Below are 15,585 nucleotides of genomic sequence, written 5' to 3'. Positions count from 1 at the left end.
CACACTCACCGGAAGGACCGCTTCCGTCCTATCGGAAACCACCAGCCCGAGCCGTCACTTCCAGAGTGCCGCAGGGCATGCGTCCGAAGACACGAAAGCGACCAGATTCGTTACCCAACCGCGAGCCGCGTGTGATCAAGCGCGGCGCGGATCGTAACCCGTGCCCGGGATGCCGGACCGGCCCGCCGCCGTTACTCTTTCGAAATGCCCCCGAGTCAGTCCCCGAAGCCGCAGCTCAGCGCTCTCCATCCGACACTGCGGGCGGCGCGCTCGGCGAACTCGGTGGCCTTCGCGCTGCAGGGGTTCTTCCTGGCCGTGATTCTCACCGAGCTCCCGCAGCTGAAGGACAAATTCACGCTCTCCGACGGACTGATCGTGGCGATCGTCGCGCTCATCTCCCTGCTCGCGGGCGCGGGCAGCATCACCGCCGAGCGGATCGCGCTGCACTGGTCGAGCCGCACCGCGCTGCGGATCGGGCTGGCGCTGATCGCCGTCTCCGGTGTGGCGATCGCGCTGTCGCCGAACATCATTGCGGCCTTCGTGGCCCTGGGGATGTACGGTGTGGCCGTCGGCATCGTGGACGCCGGGACCAATATGCAGGCGGTATTCATTCAACATGGCTATGGCCGATTCATTCTGGTCTCGTTCTACGCGGCCTGGAGCGCGGGATCGATCACGGGCGCACTGTTCGTCTCGGCGTTCGAGGCGCTGAAAGTGCCGTTGCAGGCGTCGATCCTGGTGGCCGCGGCGGTGGTGGCCATCGGCTGCCTGGCGGCGGGACCGCGACTGCTGGGCACCGACGAGGCCGAAGCCGGTCCGGCCGAACACGAACCGGCCGGATCGGTGCCGATGCGCATCTTCTGGATCTTCGGCGCGGTGATCGCCCTCGCCTTCGCCATCGACCTCGCGGTCGGCAACTGGTCGGCGCTGTACCTGAAGGACGAACTGCTGTCCTCCTCCGCGACCGCCGCGCTGGCGCTGGCCGCCTACCAGGGCGCGTCGCTGCTCGGCCGCCTCACCGGCGACCTGTGGGTACGCCGGTTCGGACCACGCATGGTGGTTCGGGTGGCCGCGGCGGTCGGGTCGGTCGGTCTGGTGATCGTGGTCACTGCCCCCGGACCGGTGGCCGCGATCCTCGGATTCCTGGTCGCCGGAATCGGATTGCCGGTGATCGCGCCGCTGTGCTTCAGCGAGGCCGGGCAGCTCACCAGCGGACGCGAGCTGGATGCGCTCATCGCGCGGCTCAACCTGTTCAACTACGCGGGCACCCTGGTCGGTGGCGCGGTGGTGGGCGCGGTCGCCGACGCCGCCGATCTGCGTGCCGGATTCGCGATTCCGCTCGCCTTCGCGGTGGTGCTGATCGGCTGCGCCCGGGTCTTCCACCGCCGCACCGACGACGCCACCGCGGCCGCCGAGCCCGCCGCGGAGCCTGCTTGACTGGAACGGTGAGCGATTCCGTAGCCATCACACCGGCGACCCCGGACGACGCCGGCGAACTCGCCGTCGTCGCCGCCGCGACCTTTCCACTGGCCTGCCCGCCCGGATCCGAACCCGAGGACATGGCCGCCTTCATCGCGGAGGTGCTGTCCGCGGACCGGTTCCGCGAGTACCTCGCCGATCCCGGCCGTGTGGTTCTGAAGGCGGTGCTCGGCGGCGAGATCGTCGGCTACGCACTGCTCAACGCCATGGAACCGGCCGATCCCGCCGTGGCGGAGGTCATCACCCTGCGCCCGGTGACCGAGCTCAGCAAGATGTACGTGCTGCCCGGTCAGCACGGCAGCGGGGTCTCGGCGGCGCTCATGCGCAGCGCGCTCGAGCGCTCCCGGGCCGGCAGCAGCAAGGCCGTGTGGCTGGGCGTGAACCAGCAGAACGCGCGCGCACAGCGCTTCTACGGCAAACACGGCTTCACCGTCACCGGCACCAAGACCTTCACCGTCGGCAGCCGGCTGCACCACGACTACGTCATGCTGCACGAATTCTGAAGCTCCAGGCGGCGACCGGTGAAGCGCTGCCGCATCCGGCGATCGTGGGTCACCAGCACCACCGCGCCGGGGTAGCCGTCCAGGGCCTGCTCCAGGTCCTCGACCAGGGCCGGGGACAGGTGGTTGGTCGGCTCGTCGAGCAGCAGCAGATCAACCGGATCGGTGACCAGCCGCGCCAATTCGACGCGACGGCGCTGCCCGTAGGACAGCTCGCCCAGACGCAGGTGCAGATCGTCCGGCCGGAACAGTCCCAGCGCCAGCAACGCGTCGGCATGCTCGTCCGGATAGCCCGTCCGCCCGGAAGCGAACGCCCCCAGCACCGTCACCTCCGCCGGCCACGGTGACTCCTCCTGCCGCAGGTGCCCGACCCGGCCGCGCACCGTGACCGCGCCCGCCTCGGCAACCAGCTCCCCGGCCAGCAGCCGCAGCAGCGTGGTCTTGCCCGCGCCATTGGGACCGGTCACCAGTAGCCGTTCACCGGACTCGATCCGCAGGCCGTCCATGCGCAAACGGCCTTCCACCACAACCGAACTCACCTCGGCGAGGGACGGTACGACCACGGCTGCAATCACCCCGGCACTGTCGCCGAATCTCGTCGGCGCGGTGCCGGTCGGCCCGGTGCCGGTCGGTCCGGCGACAGCTGGTCCGGTGCCGGTCGGTCCGGTACCGGTCGGTCCGGCGACAGTCGGCCCGGCGACAGTCGGTCCGGCGGCGGCTGGGAGGGAGTCGGTCGTGGATATCTCCGCGGTGAAGCGGAGCGGATCCGGTGGGGGCGCAATCGGATCCGCGGTCAGGCGGGAGACCCGCTCCTTCGCGTTGCGGATGCGGGACTGGGCGCCGTGGCCGCGGCTGCGGGTTCGGAAGGGGCCGGCTGCGAAGACCGCGAGCGGGAGCTTGCGCGGAATCGCCTCCAGGCGGACGACATTCGACTCGGCCAGCCGCTCGTTGCGGGCCAGTTCGGTGCGCCAGCGCTGGTGTGCGAGCTGTTGCCGGTGCCGCTGGGCGGCCTTGGCGGTGAGGTAGCCGCGGTAGCCGTTGCCGTGGCGGGCGACGGCGCCCGCGTCCACTTCGAGCACGGTGCTGGTGATGCGCTCGAGGAAGACGCGATCGTGAGTCACAGCCACCACGGTGCCCGGGTGGTCACGCAACTGCCCCTCGAGCCATTCGACGGCGTTGTCGTCGAGGTCGTTGGTGGGCTCGTCGAGCAGCAGCAACTCCGGCGCGGAGGCGAGGGTGGCCGCCAGCGCCAGGCGCCGGCGCTGACCGCCGGACAGCGTGCCCAGCAGGCGATTCCGGTCCAGGCCGGGCAGCCCGAGCCCGTACAGGGCCGCGTCCACCCGGGCATCGGCCTGGTACCCGCCGCGCGCCTCGAACCGGGTCACCAGCACGTTGTACGCCTCGAGGCGGCGACCGAGCGGCCCGGGCACGGCCAATTCGGCCTCGGTCGTGCGCATTCGAGCCTCCAGGTCGCGAATATCGCTGAGAGCCAGGTCGATTGCCGCGCCGACGGTGGCGGTGGGCGGCAGCTCCAGACTCTGGGCCAGGTAGCCGATGCCGCCCGGGGCCTGCACGACGACCTCGCCGTTGTCGGGGATTTCGCGACCGGCGATGAGGCGCAGCAGGGTCGACTTGCCTGCGCCGTTGTCGCCGACCACGCCGGTCTTCTCACCGGGCCGGATGGACAGGTTCACCGCGTCCAGCACGACGTGGTCGGCATACCGTTTGGTCACGGCGGACAGGGTCAGTTGGGAAACGGCCGGGGGTTGGAGGGTGCGCACAGCGATCTCCTGTTCTCGGCTCGATACGAGCCGGATGGGTGGATGCCCACGCGAAAATTGAACGCCGACAGGCGGCTAGGCGTGGGTGGGGACTCGACGCGGAGCAAAGCTCAACGCGGCGAAGCGATCACAAGAACAGGAAACCGATACCCATGAGGCCCGGAACGTTATCGGTGCGACGCGGGGGCCGTCAACCCCTTTTCCGTGGATCACATCGAGTTGGCTCGCGAAAGCGGTTCTCAGAAAGCATTTTCACCTTCAACGCCGCGATATCGGTACCGGAGAGCCCCAATCCGTCGCGGACAGGGAAAACGCCGGGCGGTGAGAACCACCCGGCGTTCGCCGTCATATCGTGAACAACCTTGTCAGGCCAGCAGTTTCGCCTTCAGTGCGGCCACGTCCGCGTCGGAGAGCTTCAGGCCGTCGCGCACATAGTTGTCGAAGCTGCCGTAGCTCTTGTTCACCTGATCGAAGGCCGAATCCAGTGCCGCGGCGGCGACGCCGTTCATCATGTCGCCGTCCTTGGCGCCCCGGTAGTAGTTGGACAGCAGGTAGTCGTAGTAGACCGTGTCCTTGTCCACGCCCAGGATGGTCAGCAGCACCGCGGAGGTCCAGCCGGTGCGATCCTTGCCCGCGGTGCAGTGGAACAGGACGCCGCCCGGGTTGTAGGCGATGTCGCGCAACACGTTCGCGAAGCTCTCGTTCGCGCCGGGAGCGGTGATGAAGGCGCGATACAGATCGGTGCCCGCGAACAGGGTCGAGGCCATCACCTGCGGCGGAGCGTGGCCGATGATGTCGTCGTGGTGCTCGGCGGCGCCGGCGGGGACCTTGTCCACGCCCATGAACAGCTGCTCGTAGCTGGTGCGCAGATCGTGGATGGACGCCACGTTCAGCGACGCCAGCTCGGCCAGGTCGGCGTCGGCGGCCTTGCTCAGATCGCCGGTGCGGAAGACCAGACCGGTGCGCACGGTGTGGCCGTCGACGGTCCGGTAGCCACCCGCGTCCCGGGCGTTGAGGACACCGGTCAGGCCGAGGGCACGGTTGTCGGTGTTGACGAGCACGCTGCTGGTGGCAGCGGGCGGGTCGGCGGCGATGGCGGTCGCCGCCGACCCGAGGCTCGCGGACAGTGCGATGGTGACCACCGCGGCAGCTTGGACAGCACGGTTACGCAAGGTAGATCTCCTTCCGGGGCCGAAAACCGAATCCGGCCCGGCTTTCGCTGACCCCCGGGAATTTATTACCTAAGGAAACTATGAGAGAAACCGGGTCCTACCTGGCGGTTACACGTGCGCCGGGCCGAGCTATACGTGCGCCGGTGCTTCGAACCGCGACAGCGCCAGCAGACGCGAGATCGCGCGCAGGTACTTCTTGCGGTAGCCGCCGTCGAGCATCTCCTGGGTGAAGATCTGATCCAGCTTCGCGCCCGAGATGGTGACCGGGATACCCGCGTCGTACAGACGGTCGGCGAGGACCACGATGCGCAGCGCGACCGCCTGATCGGTGACCGGGTGCACATCCGAGATGTACACGGCCGAGATGTCGTGGATCAGGGCGCCGTAGCGGGACGGATGCAGCGTGCTCAGGTGCTTCACCAGCGCGTCGAAGTCGTCGAGCGTGGAACCCGGTGTGGCGGCGGCCTTCTCGGCCAGCAATTCGGGGGCGGTGGGCTCCGGGGCGGGCGGCAGATCGCGGTGCCGGTAGTCCGGACCGTCGACGCGGACGGCCTCGAACAGCGCGCCCAGCTTCTTGATCTCGCGCAGGAAGTCCTGGGCGGCGAAACGGCCCTCACCCAGCTGGCCCGGCAGGGTATTGGAGGTGGCGACCACGGAGACGCCGCGGTCGGTCAGCTCGGTGAGCAGGCGCGAGACCAGCATGGTGTCGCCCGGATCGTCGAGCTCGAACTCGTCGATGCACAGCACGCTGTTGGCCGCGAGCCGCTCGACGGCATTGTTGAAGCCGAGCGCGCCAACCAGATTGGTGACCTCACCGAAGGTGCCGAAGGACTTGGGCTCCGGCACGCTGTGGAAGATCGAGGCCAGCAGGTGGGTCTTGCCCACACCGAAGCCGCCGTCCAGGTACAGGCCGATGCCGTGCACCGGCTTCTTCTTGCCGAACAGGCCCTTCTTGTCCGCGGCCTTGCGGAGCTTGGTCACCTGATCCGCGAACAGCTCGGCCTTCAGCACGGCCGCGGCCTGGGACGGTTCCTTCGGATCCGGGATGTAGGAACCGAAGCTCACCTCGTCGAAGGTGGGCGGGGGAACCATCTGGGCCACGAGCTGGTCTGCCGGAACCTCCGGGTGGCGATCGACGAGGCGTTGTTGCACTGCGTCAGCGTAGATGCGTGGTGGGATGGGTCCTTATGCAGCGTATGCCGAATGCGATTCAGCTCACAGACCTCACCCGCGACGACCTGGTCGAGTTGTACGCGTATCCGGTCGAGCCATCCGGACCGTACGTGCGTGTCAACTTCGTCACCAGCATCGACGGCGCGGTCAGCGTGGACGGGCGCTCCGGCGCGCTGGGCACGCCCGCCGACAAGCGCGTCTTCGGGCTGCTGCGAGATCTGGCCGACGTGGTGCTGGTCGGAGCCGGGACCGTGCGCGCGGAGAACTACGGTGCGGCACACACCGATTCGGAACTACGTAAGCGGCTGCACGGGGAGGGGCTCGGCGGCGATCCGGACGGGAACCCGCCGCGCATCGCGGTCGTCACCGGGTCCGCGGCGCTGGATCCGGCGAGCAAGCTGTTCACCGACACCGGGGCGCGGCCGATCATTCTCACCACCACCGCCGCGCCCGGCGATCGCAAGAAGCGGCTCCTCGACGCGGGGGCCGAGGTGATCGAATCCGACGCGAACGAATCCACCGTGACCGCCGTGCGCACCGCACTGGACGGTCTCGGGCTGCGGCGGGTGCTGTGCGAGGGCGGGCCCTCACTGTTCGGCCAATTCCTCACCGCCGGGGCCGTGGACGAACTGTGCCTGACCGTATCCCCGCAGCTGGTGGGCGGGACCGCGGGCCGAATCGCGGTGTCCCCCAAGGCCCTGCCCACCCCGATGAGCCCCTGCCACCTGGTGCTCGACACCGACGGCACGATCCTGACCCGATGGGAACGCGCGCACACCCGAGGCTGAAACCGCGTGCCGGACCTGGCAGGCTGTACCGCATGCGCTGGACTCGGGCCGCTCTGCTGGCGTCGACACTGTCGATATTGGTGACCACCGCGTGTGGGGCCGGGCCGTCCAACCGGCCCGCCGTCGCCGTGGAACAGCCGCACCAGGCCGGAGTCGCCACCTCCACCGCGCCCGCCGACGTCACCCCGCCCGCACCCGAGGTGCCCAAGACCGACCTGGCCTGGAAGGACTGCACCGCACCGACATTGAACCTGCTGTCGCTGGGCGCGCCGCCGCAGGGGCTGGTGCTCGAATGCGCCGAATACACCTCGCAGGTGGACGTGGCCGGAAATGTGGCGGGCAACTTCCGCAATGCGGCCATGCGGGCCCGCTACGACCGCACGCCCAAGGACGCCGCGCCGCTCATCCTGACCTCCGGTTCCGACCGGTCCTCGACGGCCACCCTGGCCGGGCTCGCGGCCGGGCCCGCGAGCGCGCTGCTGGCCGCGCGGCCGATCATCGCGGTCGACCGGCGCGGCATCGGCAGCTCCCAGCCGGTGACCTGCATGACCGACCCGCAACGCAAGGCCATCGCCGATCAGAACCAATTCACCCGGGGTGCAACCGATGCCGTGGACGCCATGAGCACCGCCGGGCGCAACGCCACCGTCGCCTGCCTGGACTTCCTGGCCCCGGCCCAGGCCACCTTCGACGCACCACACGCCGCCGACGACATCGAGCAGCTGCGCAAGCAGTTGCAGGTGGACCACCTCGCGCTGCTGGGCACCGGCACCGGCACGAACGTGGCGTTGAACTACGCGCGCAAGTACGGACCGCATCTGGGCCGGCTGGTGCTGGACTCGCCGCAGGGGGTCGGCACGGACGCCAACGGACGCGCCGAGCAGCGCGTCAAGGGACAGGAGGCCGCGCTCACCGCGTTCGGGCAGCGGTGCGCGTCGCTGAACTGCTCGCTCGGGGGCGACCCGCGGGCCGCCGTCGTCGATCTGGTGAACCGGGCCGGCGCCGGACAGCTCGGCGACCTGTCGGCCGCCGTGCTGGTGACCACCCTGAGCGGCTTCCTCGGCGACTCCCGAGCAACCGGCAACGCGCAGATCACCGAATTCGCCGACGCCCTCAGCGCCCTCGGCAAGGGCGACCACGGCCCGATCACGCCGTTCGCGCTGCGCGCCGCCGCAGGTATCGCCACCGACGGTCAATTCGTCAACCGCTGCAGCGACAACCACGAGCCATCCACCCCCGACAAGGCCAAGGAGCTCGAAACCACCTGGGGCACACAGTATCCGGCGTTCGGCAAGGTCGCGGCCATCGACCTGATGGCCTGCTCGGCCTGGCCCGCCGCCACCCCCATGACCCTGCCCGACAAGCTCAACCTGCCCGTCCTGGTGCTCGGCGGCAGTGCCGACCCCGTCACCGGACAGGACGGCCGGCCCACCGTCACCGGCGCGCTCGGCGCGGCGGGTGCGCGCACCGCCACCGTCGTCTGGCAGGGCTGGGGACACCCGACCTTCGCCCACTCCGGCTGCGCCCAGCAGTCCCTCGCCGACTACCTGAAGAACGCCACGCTACCCGCCGACGGCACCGCCTGCCCGGCCTGAGTACACACCTGTGAAGTGACGCCGGTCACTACTCGACGGAGTGCGGAGTGTTCTTGACCGGCTGGAGCATTCGGGGCGGGCCGGGGTTTCATCCACCCGGTGGGTGTGGTGTGCCCCGCACAACGCAATTAGGCGGGTCGGCGCATGTGTGACGCGGGGATTCGGTGTACCGTGCCCGAGTGTTCCTTCGACAGCTCGAGCCCCGCAGCGCTCGCACCACCGCCGAGGTACTGAACTTCGCACTGTGGCCGCTCGCGATCCTCACCGTGTTGCACCGGGTGTTCATCAACGCTGTCAACTACCACATCACCAATGACTTCACACCGGTGTACAACGCGTCCCTCGCGTTCCTCAACCACCGGCCCGTGTACAACGCGAACTTCAACTCCACCGATCCGGCCTATCTGTATCCGCCCAGCGGCACGCTGCTCATCTCGCCGCTGGCCATCATCGATCCGGAGAAGTCGCGGTGGGCCTTCATCCTGGTCAATGCCCTCGCTCTGCTGCTGGCCTGGTACCTGCTGCTGAAGCTCTTCAACTACACGCTGAACTCCGTCGCCGCGCCCGCGCTGCTGCTGGCCATGTTCGTCTCCGAGACGGTGACGAACACACTGGCCTTCACCAATATCAACGGCTGCCTGTTCATGGCCATGCTGGCGTTCATCCACCTGCTCCTGAAGCGTCGAGACCTGTGGGCCGGTGCGGCCCTGGGGCTGACCATCGCGGTGAAGGGTCCATTGCTGGCGCCGCTGCTGCTGATTCCGCTGGTGCGCGGACAGTGGAAGGTGTTCATCACCGCCCTGGGCATCCCGGTGGCGCTGAACCTGGCGGCCTGGCCGTTGATCGTGGACTACAGGCAGTTCTGGACCCGTACGCTGCCGTACCTGTCGGAGGCACGGGACTACTTCAACAGCGCCATCGTCGGCAATGCGGGGTACTACGGTGTCGCCGAGTGGCTGACCTGGACCATGCGCATCACCGTCGGCGTCCTGGTGTTGATCTCGCTGTGGCTGCTGTACCGGTACTACCGCGAGGACGAGGTCTTCTTCATCTGCAACACCTCGGGCATCCTGATCACCGCGGCCATGCTGCTGGGCCCGCTGGGCCAGATGTACTACTCGATGTTCCTGTTCCCCATGCTGATGACCGTGGTGTTGCGCAACTCGCTGATGCGCAACTGGCCCGCGTGGGTGGCGATCTTCGGGTTCATGTCCTACGACAAGTGGCTCTCGGACCGCTGGCAGAGCATCGGCCGCGATCTGGAGTACCTGCGCACGACCTTCGGGTGGGGGCTGCTGCTGATCGTGGTGTTCTGCGTGCTGGGCGACCGCTATCTCGCCGCCCGCCGCGAAGGCCGCCTCGAGGTCGGCAAGTCCCTGGATCCGGCGTGGATGCACCCCGAGTGGGTCGCCGACGAACCCGAGGTCACGGTCGCGCCCCGGACGAAGGCGACCGCCTCGTATTAGCGTGGAGCCATGAGTTCCGATGCTGACAGCTCCACAGGGACCGCGGGGCTGCCCGCCCCGCGCATCCAGCTGACCCCGCAGGAATGGCGGACCAAGCTGACCCCGGACGAATACCGGGTACTGCGCGAAGCGGGCACCGAGCGGGCGTTCACGGGCGAATACACCGACACCGAGACCGAGGGCGTCTACTCCTGCCGAGCGTGCGGGGCCGAATTGTTCCGCAGCGCCGAGAAGTTCCACTCGCACTGCGGGTGGCCGTCGTTCTTCGATCCGGCGAAGTCGGAGGCCGTGCTGCTGGTGGAGGACAACTCGCTGGGGATGCGGCGCGTCGAGGTGCTGTGCGCAAACTGCCACAGTCATCTGGGGCACGTGTTCGAGGGCGAGGGATATCCCACGCCCACGGACAAGCGCTACTGCATCAACTCGATCTCGCTCCGATTGCACCCCTCGGACAACGCAGCTGAGTGAGTCGCAGAAACACTATGGGGCATGCGCGATTTCGCGCATGCCCCGAATTATGCGGGCAACATACCGGCGACCTTCCCGCTGACGACATCGGGCCCGGCCGCGGTATGCGGCCGGGCCCGATCTCAGTGCGGTTTCTCCGGCAGTATGCGGGTCGCTACAGCAGTGCGCGGGTCGCTACGGCAGTGCGGCGATGAGCTGCTCGAGCTCGACGCGCGGGCCGGTGAAGAACGGAATCTCCTCGCGCACATGGCGACGCGCCTCGGTGGCACGCAGGTCGCGCATGAGGTCGACGATGCGATGCAGCTCGGGGGCCTCGAAGGCGAGAATCCACTCGTAGTCGCCCAGGGCGAACGAGGACACGGTGTTGGCGCGCACGTCCGGGTAGTCGCGGGCGGCCTTGCCGTGGTCGGCCAGCATCTTGCGGCGCTCCTCGTCGGGCAGCAGGTACCAGTCGTAGGAGCGCACGAACGGGTAGACGCAGATGTAGTTGCCCGGCTCCTCGCCCGCGAGGAAGGCGGGGATGTGGGACTTGTTGAACTCGGCCGGACGGTGCAGGGCCGCGTTGCTCCAGACCGGGTTGGAGATCTGGCCCAGCTCGGTGACGCGGCGGAAGTCGGCGTAGGCGGCCTGCAGATCCTCGATCTTCTCCGCGTGCCACCAGATCATGAAGTCGGCGTCGGCGCGCAGGCCGGCGACATCGTAGATGCCGCGCACCACCACGCCGCGCTCCTCGAGCGAGTCGAAGAAGGCCCGAGCCTCCTTGATCGCCGCCTGGCGATCCTCGCCGAGCACGCCGGGCTCCACCTGGAACACCGAGAACATGAGGTAGCGGATGGTGTCGTTGAGGGCCTTGTAGTCGAGTCGCGCCATGGCCTCCATCGTGCCACTGCGTCCGAACCCGCCCGAAATGGGGCACGGCGGACTGTGTGATTCAGCTCGCGCGGCGTGATTCAGCGCGCGCCGGCGGCCCGGGAGGCGATAGGCGGCGCAGGCCGTCGTGGAAAACGGCGTCGCTGGTGAGCAGTTCGCCGATGACATCCAGATAGGTTGCCAGCACCGGGTATTCGTCCGGGGCGGCCAGGCTGGACCGGGCGCGCAGCCCGGTTACAGTGGAACAAGGGGGGTCCATCGGCTCGGGTGTGTTCCGTGAGCCGTGCCGTGCGGCCGCTCGGCGGAAAGAGAATCAGCGACGGAAACGAGAGAAGCGCCAGTGCATCCGACATATGGGGACGTGACAGCGGCGGCCGACCGAATCGCCGGCCACACCCGCCCGGTGGTCCTCGCCCGCGCGGACGCCGACACCGTCCCGGTGGCCGGTGAGGTCTGGTTCGCGCTCGAGCACATGCAGCACACCGGCAGCTTCAAGGCGCGCGGGGCGGCGAATTTCGTACTGGCGCAGCGGGAACAGGGGCTGCTGCCCAAGGTGGGGATCACCATCGCGTCCGGCGGGAACGCCGGGGTGGCGTGCGCGTGGGCCGCCCGGCTGGTCGACTCGGCGGCCACCGTGTTCCTGCCCGACTCCGCACCCGCGGTGAAAGTGGCGCGGCTGCGGGCATTGGGGGCGCAGGTGCTGTGCGGCGGCGACGCCTACGCCGACGCGGCCGCCGAATGCGAGCGCTACGCCGCGGCCAGCGGGGCGCTGCGCTCACACGCCTACGACGACCCCTGCATCGCCGCGGGCGCGGGAACACTGCTCGACGAAATCGTCTCGCAGGTACCGGAACTCGACACCGTGGTGGTCGCGGTCGGCGGGGGCGGACTGCTGACCGGAATCACGGTGTCGGCCAATCATCACGGCGTGCGGGTGGTGGCGGTCGAACCCGAGCACTGCCGCGCCTTCAACGCGGCGGTCGAGGCCGGGGAACCGGTCGATGTCGAAATCGACTCCGTCGCAGCCGATTCCCTCGGCGCGCGCCGCGTCACGCCCATGGCCCTGTCCGCCGCGAACGCGGGCGACGTCCGCTCGGTCCTGGTCAGCGACAAGCAGATCATCGCCGCCCGCCAAACCCTGTGGGACTGCCGCCGTGTCGCCGTCGAACACGGCGGTTCCACCGCCCTGGCCGCCCTGCTGTCGGGCGCCTACGTCCCCGCCCCCGGTGAACGGGTGGCGGTCATCGTCTGCGGCGCGAACACCGATCCGACCGACCTGGTGCCCCGCTGATCTCGCGGTGACGAGGGTCAGCGCCCGGTTTTGACGGGGGCGGGGTGGGCCGGACGGGACTGGAGCCAGGAACGGTAGCGGCGGAGGGCGCGCACCTGCACGATCTGGTCGGACAGCAGGGCCTGGATGGGACCGGTTGCGGGACGTGGGTTCCGGCCGCGAGCCATGCGGCGCATGTGATGCCGAACCACCGCCATACCCGCTGCGGACGCGAGGGCCTTGTTCGACCAGGTGATGGGCTTCGGGGTGGCGTCGGCCTCGAGATCGTCGCGCCAGCGGGCGGGGAGGTCCGGGGTGGTGGACAGGGCGGTGCCCATGCCGATCACCGAGACGCCGCTCGCCAGGACGTCCTCGGCGGTCCGGAGGCGGGTGATGCCGCCGGTGAGCATGAGCGGAATCGGGCTGGTGGCAACCAGTTCCGTCGCCAGGTCCAGGAAGTAGGCTTCGCGAGCCTGCGTCCGGCTGTCGGCGGGGCGGCCGGTCATGGCGGGGCTTTCGTAACTGCCGCCGGACAATTCGACCAGGTCGACGCCGAGGGGCGTGAGCAGGGCGATGACCCGGCGGGCGTCGTCGGCGTCGAAGCCGCCGCGCTGGAAGTCGGCGGAGTTCAGTTTCACCGCGACCACGAACCGGGGCGACACGACCGTGCGGACCGCGCGCACCACCTCGAGCAGGACCCGCGCCCGGTTCTCCAGTGAGCCACCCCACTCGTCGGTGCGATTGTTGACCAGCGGAGACAGAAACTGCGACAGCAGATATCCGTGTGCGGCATGGATTTCCACCCCGTCGAACCCGGCCTGCTCGGCGCGGCGCGCGGTGGTGGCGAACCGGGCGACGGTGTCCTCGATCTGAGCCGTCGTCATGGCGACCGGACGTCCGAACCGGCTGCTGAGCCGGCCCAGATCGACCGGGATATCCGACGGACCCCACACCACGCCGGGCTGGTTGGCCGCGACCTGGCGACCCGGGTGACTGATCTGCATCCACATGGCCGCACCCGCCGCCTTGCCCGCCCGCGCCCACTCCGCGAACGGTTCCAGCGGCGCGGCGTCATCGAGCACGATGCCGCCGGGTCCGGTGAGCGCCTCGGCGTGCACCATGACATTGCCGGTGATCAGGGCGCCCGGGCCGCCCGCCCCCCATCGGCGGTAGAGGGACACGAGACGTTCGTCGGGTAGTTGCCCGTATCCGGCCATCCCCTCCTCCATGGCCGCTTTCACGATCCGATTGGCCAGAACCGCGCCCGATCGCAGTACCAGCGGCGAGAACAAGTCACTCGTCATCGGGCAATCCACCTCCAAATGTTGACTGCGCTTACATAATGTGCGCAGCGCTAACATAGGCGAAGGATGTAGGCAGCGTCAACACTTGCCGGGTCCAAGAAATGCGCGACTACGTCGTACCAGCACGGCGACCCGAGAGGGCCCTCTATAGGCGGGGGTTCTGGAGAGTGGGTCAGGAAAGCTGCGCGATAACGCGGGCGGCGGCCTTGGTGCCGGTCGCGGCGCAGGCGGGAACCCCGACGCCATCGAGGTAGGCGCCGGCCAGGGCCAGGCCGGGGAGGTCGGCGGTGGCGGAACGCAGGTCGGCGATGCGGGTGGTGTGGCCGGGGGCATACTGCGGGAGGCCGCCGGGCCAGCGCTGGACCACGGCGCGCAGGGGGCGGATGTCGGCAGCGGTGACGGTGGTGAGGTCTTCGACGGCGGCGGTGATGAGGTCGTCGTCGGACCAGGACAGCGGGGCAGGGTCGCCGAAGCGGCCGAAGGAGGCGCGGACCAGGGCCACATCACGGGCGGCCAGGTGCGGCCACTTGCGGCTGGAGAGGGTGAAGGCCTTGGCGCGCAACGGTTCACCGGTGGCGACCAGGATGCCGGAGTTGTCGGGCAGGGCGGTCTCGGGCGGCAGGGCGAGGGCCACCACCGCCGAGGAGGCCAGGTCGATTCCGGCGGCCAGCTCGGCGGCCTCCGGGGCCACCTCGCGCAGGAGTTCCGCGGTGACCGGGGCGGGCGTCGCGAGGATCACGGCGTCCACGTCGCCGACCGGGTCGAGCCGCCAGCCCTGTGCGGTCCGGGCGAGAGTGGTGACCTCCGTACCGGTTTCGGCCTTCACATCGGCAGCGGCACGCAGTGCGTCCAGCAGGGCCCGGTAGCCGTCGCGGATGCCGCCGAACACCGGTGTGGCGCTGGGCGGCGGCAGGGCCTCGGACACGGCCCGGGTCAGGCTGGGCGCGCCGCGATCCAGGGCGGCGGCCAGCGTCGGCAGCGCGGCCCGCACGCCGATCGAATCCGCAAGTCCCGCATACACTCCCCCGAGCAGCGGGTCCACGCTACGCCGGACCACCTGCTCCCCGAATCGATCCCGCACCAGCTCCCCCACCGACACGTCCCCGCCGTGCTCCCACCGCAGCGGCCGAGACGGCTCCGCCGCAACAGCGGCCAGGGTCTGCGCATCCACCAGCCCCGCAACCGATTCCGGTGCGGCGGGAATGCCCATCAGCGTCCGCTCGGGCAGCCGATGCCCCACCCCTTCCGACCACACCAGCGGTCGCTTGCCCGCCGGATGAACAAGCTGCTCCGCAATCCCCAACTCCCCCATCAGTTCCGGAATCTCGGGCCGACGACCCACGAACGCCTCGGCCCCCAGATCGACCGGATCGCCCTCGATCTCGACGGTCCGCAGGATCCCCCCGACCCGATCCCGCCGCTCCACGAGGATCAGTTCCGCCGACTCCCCGAGCGCCTTCCGCAGCCGATACGCGGCCACCAGCCCACTGATGCCGCCACCGACAACCGCGACCCGCATCGACAACTCCTCGCCACTCGCCGAACGCCGCGACCACGCGAACCGCGACCGGCGACCCGCACCTCGACCTCGAGCCGCCCCGAGCCAACCTACTCCCGCCACCCACCACCACCGCCTCCGGTGCCCGCCCATCGCGGCCCGGTTCCACGCCGGCCCCACCACCCCGAACCACGCTCACCAGCGCTTTCGAACCGCCCGCC

The 15,585-nt window shown here is 69.4% G+C and carries 14 protein-coding genes; 7 read left to right on the top strand and 7 right to left on the bottom strand.

Annotation, left to right across the window (positions count from 1 at the left end; all coding sequences use genetic code 11):
- The first annotated feature begins 204 nt into the window (after nt 1-204).
- Both ACQP1O_RS13110 and ACQP1O_RS13105 read left to right on the top strand, forming a co-directional pair.
- Nucleotides 205-1,437, top strand: coding sequence for an MFS transporter (locus ACQP1O_RS13110; protein ID WP_433566078.1), 1,233 nt, complete (start codon nt 205-207; stop codon nt 1,435-1,437).
- Nucleotides 1,438-1,445: 8 nt separating this feature from the next.
- Nucleotides 1,446-1,982: an N-acetyltransferase family protein gene (locus tag ACQP1O_RS13105; protein ID WP_433566077.1), complete on the top strand. Its 537-nt coding sequence runs from the start codon at nt 1,446-1,448 to the stop codon at nt 1,980-1,982.
- On the opposite strand, the gene ACQP1O_RS13100 is transcribed toward ACQP1O_RS13105, so the two are convergent.
- The 3 genes from ACQP1O_RS13100 to zapE form a co-directional block, all read right to left on the bottom strand.
- On the bottom strand, nt 1,958-3,760 hold the full coding sequence (locus tag ACQP1O_RS13100) for an ABC-F family ATP-binding cassette domain-containing protein (protein WP_433566076.1): 1,803 nt from the start codon (nt 3,758-3,760) through the stop codon (nt 1,958-1,960). The two genes, ACQP1O_RS13105 and ACQP1O_RS13100, sit on opposite strands and share 25 nt — an antisense overlap.
- A 365-nt stretch (nt 3,761-4,125) precedes the next feature.
- Complete coding sequence (locus ACQP1O_RS13095; RefSeq protein WP_433566075.1) at nt 4,126-4,932, bottom strand: tyrosine-protein phosphatase; 807 nt, start codon at nt 4,930-4,932, stop codon at nt 4,126-4,128.
- Nucleotides 4,933-5,061: 129 nt separating this feature from the next.
- Nucleotides 5,062-6,084, bottom strand: a complete 1,023-nt coding sequence (gene zapE, locus ACQP1O_RS13090) for a cell division protein ZapE (RefSeq protein ID WP_433566073.1) — start codon at nt 6,082-6,084, stop codon at nt 5,062-5,064.
- A 35-nt stretch (nt 6,085-6,119) separates the two neighbouring features.
- Here zapE and ACQP1O_RS13085 point away from each other — a divergent pair, with 35 nt between their 5' ends.
- The 4 genes from ACQP1O_RS13085 to msrB all read left to right on the top strand — a co-directional run bounded on the left by ACQP1O_RS13085 (nt 6,120) and on the right by msrB (nt 10,422).
- Complete coding sequence (locus tag ACQP1O_RS13085) at nt 6,120-6,893, top strand: pyrimidine reductase family protein (protein ID WP_433566072.1); 774 nt, start codon at nt 6,120-6,122, stop codon at nt 6,891-6,893.
- A gap of 32 nt (nt 6,894-6,925) precedes the next feature.
- Nucleotides 6,926-8,488, top strand: a complete 1,563-nt coding sequence (locus ACQP1O_RS13080; protein ID WP_433566071.1) for an alpha/beta fold hydrolase — start codon at nt 6,926-6,928, stop codon at nt 8,486-8,488.
- Between the two features lie 179 nt (nt 8,489-8,667).
- Complete coding sequence (locus ACQP1O_RS13075; protein WP_433566070.1) at nt 8,668-9,954, top strand: glycosyltransferase family 87 protein; 1,287 nt, start codon at nt 8,668-8,670, stop codon at nt 9,952-9,954.
- Between the two features lie 9 nt (nt 9,955-9,963).
- A complete protein-coding gene (gene msrB / locus ACQP1O_RS13070) occupies nt 9,964-10,422 on the top strand; it encodes a peptide-methionine (R)-S-oxide reductase MsrB (protein WP_433566069.1) in 459 nt (152 codons plus the stop codon).
- A gap of 174 nt (nt 10,423-10,596) precedes the next feature.
- Here the strand turns inward: msrB and hemQ are convergent, their stop codons facing one another.
- Complete coding sequence (gene hemQ, locus ACQP1O_RS13065) at nt 10,597-11,292, bottom strand: hydrogen peroxide-dependent heme synthase (protein ID WP_433566068.1); 696 nt, start codon at nt 11,290-11,292, stop codon at nt 10,597-10,599.
- A gap of 61 nt (nt 11,293-11,353) precedes the next feature.
- Nucleotides 11,354-11,551, bottom strand: a complete 198-nt coding sequence (locus tag ACQP1O_RS13060) for a hypothetical protein (protein WP_433566067.1) — start codon at nt 11,549-11,551, stop codon at nt 11,354-11,356.
- An 81-nt stretch (nt 11,552-11,632) separates the two neighbouring features.
- Between ACQP1O_RS13060 and ACQP1O_RS13055 the strand changes: the two genes are divergently transcribed.
- Complete coding sequence (locus ACQP1O_RS13055; RefSeq protein ID WP_433566066.1) at nt 11,633-12,583, top strand: serine/threonine dehydratase; 951 nt, start codon at nt 11,633-11,635, stop codon at nt 12,581-12,583.
- 17 nt (nt 12,584-12,600) lie between these two features.
- Here ACQP1O_RS13055 and ACQP1O_RS13050 read toward each other — a convergent pair whose 3' ends face one another.
- A complete protein-coding gene (locus ACQP1O_RS13050) occupies nt 12,601-13,866 on the bottom strand; it encodes an NADH:flavin oxidoreductase/NADH oxidase family protein (RefSeq protein ID WP_433566065.1) in 1,266 nt (421 codons plus the stop codon).
- Nucleotides 13,867-14,038: 172 nt separating this feature from the next.
- Nucleotides 14,039-15,385 (bottom strand): protoporphyrinogen oxidase, encoded by a 1,347-nt coding sequence (locus ACQP1O_RS13045; RefSeq protein ID WP_433566064.1) that lies wholly within the window; start codon nt 15,383-15,385, stop codon nt 14,039-14,041.
- Nucleotides 15,386-15,585 lie beyond the last annotated feature (200 nt).

Origin of the sequence: Nocardia sp. CA-151230 (genome assembly GCF_050942175.1) — a bacterium.
Lineage (GTDB): Bacteria > Actinomycetota > Actinomycetes > Mycobacteriales > Mycobacteriaceae > Nocardia.
The sequence above is the reverse complement of the archived record's forward strand: the minus strand, read 5'-3'. Positions and strand labels throughout refer to the sequence as shown.